We start from the raw sequence: 2,867 nt of genomic DNA, 5'->3' as shown, positions 1-2,867 counted from the left end.
AAGTTCTACGACTATAGCTGCCCCGATACGCTACGGTTGTAATTGTTTTACAATCAAAATATACTTAAACCGGTTATTTAATTTCTTACGCCGTTTTCAGACGGCCTGCATACGCTTCACCGACACGGCTTCCCGATAAGCCCTTTGATAAAGAAGAAAGTTGATTATGGCTCAAAAGCAACCCATCTCAGGATACGATTACGTTATGCCGAAACCGGATGCGGAAACCATCCGCAAGTCCATTGTTTACAAACTGATTTTCATCTTGGGCATCGATCCGAAAGACGCCACCGAGCATCAATGGCTGAACGCTGCCATGCTGGCCGCCCGCGACCTGATTGCCGAAGATTTCCTCAAAACCCGCCGCGCCCACATCGACAACGGCAAACGCATGGTTTACTACCTCTCCATGGAATTTCTGCTCGGCCGCGCCTTTGTCAACGCCCTGATTAACGAAGGCGTGTATGCCGAATTTGAAGAAGCCTTCAAGCAGCTGGGCAAAGAATTTTCCGACATCTGCGAAGAAGAGCAGGATCCCGGCTTGGGCAACGGCGGCTTGGGCCGCCTGGCCGCCTGCTTCCTCGACTCGCTCGCCACCCTGCGCATCCCCGCCATGGGCTACGGCATCCGCTACCAATACGGTATGTTCAAACAGGAAATCGTCGACGGCCAGCAAGTCGAAAAACCAGACCTGTGGCTGGATCAGGATTTGGCCTGGCAGTTTGCCCGCCCCAACAAGCAATACTCGATTAAGTTCGGCGGCAACGTGCAAAACGACAACGGCAAAAAAGCCTGGCATCCCAACGAAGAAGTCTCCGCCTGGGCTTACGACGAAATCATCCCCGGCTACGGCGGCTCCGTCGCCAACCCGCTGCGCCTGTGGACCGCGCACGCCGGCAACCTGTTCGACCTTGACGACTTCAACAAAGGCGACTACCACTCTGCCGTGCGCGCGCAAAACAGCGACGAAAACATCACCCGCGTCCTCTACCCCAACGACTCCACCGACAGCGGCAAAGAGCTGCGCCTGAAGCAGGAATATTTCCTGGTATCCGCTTCGGTGCAAGACATCGTTGCCCGCCACAAATGCCGCTTCCCCGACATCCGCACACTGGCCGACGAAGCCGCCATCCACTTGAACGACACCCACCCCGTGCTGGCCATTCCCGAGCTGATGCGTATCCTGATTGACGAAGAAGGCATCGAGTGGACGGAAGCCTGGAATATGTGCTGTAAGATTTTCTCTTACACCAACCACACCCTGATGAGCGAAGCGCTGGAAACCTGGCCGGTGGACCTGATGAACCGCCTGCTGCCCCGCCATCTCGACATCATCTACGAAATCAACGCCTATTTCCTGAACGCGCTGCGCGCCGGCGGCAATTTCGACGACGATTTCATCAGCCGCGTCTCCATCATCGACGAAAGCCACGGCCGCCGCATCCGCATGGGCTGGCTGGCCGTTATCGGTTCGCACAAAATCAACGGCGTGGCCAAAATCCACTCCGATTTGATGGTCAACACCATTTTTGCCGATTTCGCCAAAATCTTCCCCGAGCGCTTTACCAATGTCACCAACGGCGTCACCCCGCGCCGCTGGATTAATATTGCCAACCCCGAGCTGACCGCCTTTTTGGACAAACACTTGGGCGAGCAGGACTGGCGCCTGCATCTGGACAACCTGACCAAGCTCAACAAATCGGCCGCCGATGCCAAAGTGCAGGCCAAATTCAGCGCCGTCAAAAAAGCCGCCAAAGCCCGTCTGGCCAAATACATCGAAACCGAGCTGGGCATTACCGTCAACACCGATGCCCTGTTCGACGTACAAATCAAGCGCATCCACGAATACAAACGCCAAGCGCTGAACGTGATGCACATCATCGACCGCTACAACAAAATCCTGGAAAACCCCGATGCCGACTGGCAGCCGCGCGTCTTCATCTTTGCCGGTAAAGCCGCGTCCGCCTACTACATGGCCAAAAAAATCATCCGCCTGATTAACGATGTCGCCCGCACCATCAACAACGACACCCGCATCCGCGATCTGATTAAAGTCGTGTACATCCCCAATTACAGCGTCAGCCTCGCCCAGATTATTATCCCCGCCGCCGACTTGCACGAGCAGATTTCACTGGCCGGCACCGAAGCATCCGGCACCAGCAACATGAAATTCGCCCTCAACGGCGCCATCTGCATCGGCACGCTCGACGGCGCCAACGTGGAAATTCTGGAAAAAGTCGGTGCAGACCACTGCTACATCTTCGGCAACACCGTCGAGCAGGTAGAAGAAATCCGCCGCAAAGGCTACGACCCGCTGGGCTACATCGAGCGCGACCACGACCTGCGCCGCGTCGTCAACCAAATCAGCCAAGGTACCTTCTCCCCAGAAGAGCCCGCCCGCTACAACGACGTATTGCAGCCTTACGGCGATTTCTACCAACTGATGGCCGACTTCCGCAGCTACATCGACACCCAAGCCAAAGTCGATGCCCACTACGCCGACCAAGCCGCGTGGCGGAAATCCGCATTAATCAACATCGCCAATATGGGCTTCTTCTCGTCCGACCGCTCGATTGCCGAATACTGCCGCAACATCTGGTATATCGAGCCCCTGAGCGAACAGGAGCTGCCCGCAAGCCGCTAAAAGCGTTTAACAAGCAGCAAAAAAGCCGTCTGAAAAACCGCGTTTTTCAGACGGCTTTTTTTGCTTTCATCACACCACTTCGCCAAACCATTTCAACTCATCACACAAAGCGGTGACTTCACTGATGAGCATCTGTTCGACCAAAAGTAGGACGGGCATCTTGTGACCAGCTGAAATCCCGTTACGGGAGCGTTGCTTTGGCTGAAAGCAAAGAAAATGGTGC

The 2,867-nt window shown here is 55.3% G+C and carries 1 protein-coding gene; it reads left to right on the top strand.

What is annotated here, in order from left to right:
- Positions 1 to 163 precede the first annotated feature (163 nt).
- Entirely contained in the window at positions 164 to 2,644 is a 2,481-nt protein-coding gene (locus BDE01S_RS09720) for a glycogen/starch/alpha-glucan phosphorylase (protein ID WP_115225380.1), read from the top strand.
- The last annotated feature ends 223 nt before the right edge of the window (positions 2,645 to 2,867 follow it).

It is taken from the genome of Bergeriella denitrificans NBRC 102155 (genome assembly GCF_001592185.1).
Lineage (GTDB): Bacteria > Pseudomonadota > Gammaproteobacteria > Burkholderiales > Neisseriaceae > Neisseria > Neisseria denitrificans.
The sequence above is the reverse complement of the archived record's forward strand: the minus strand, read 5'-3'. Positions and strand labels throughout refer to the sequence as shown.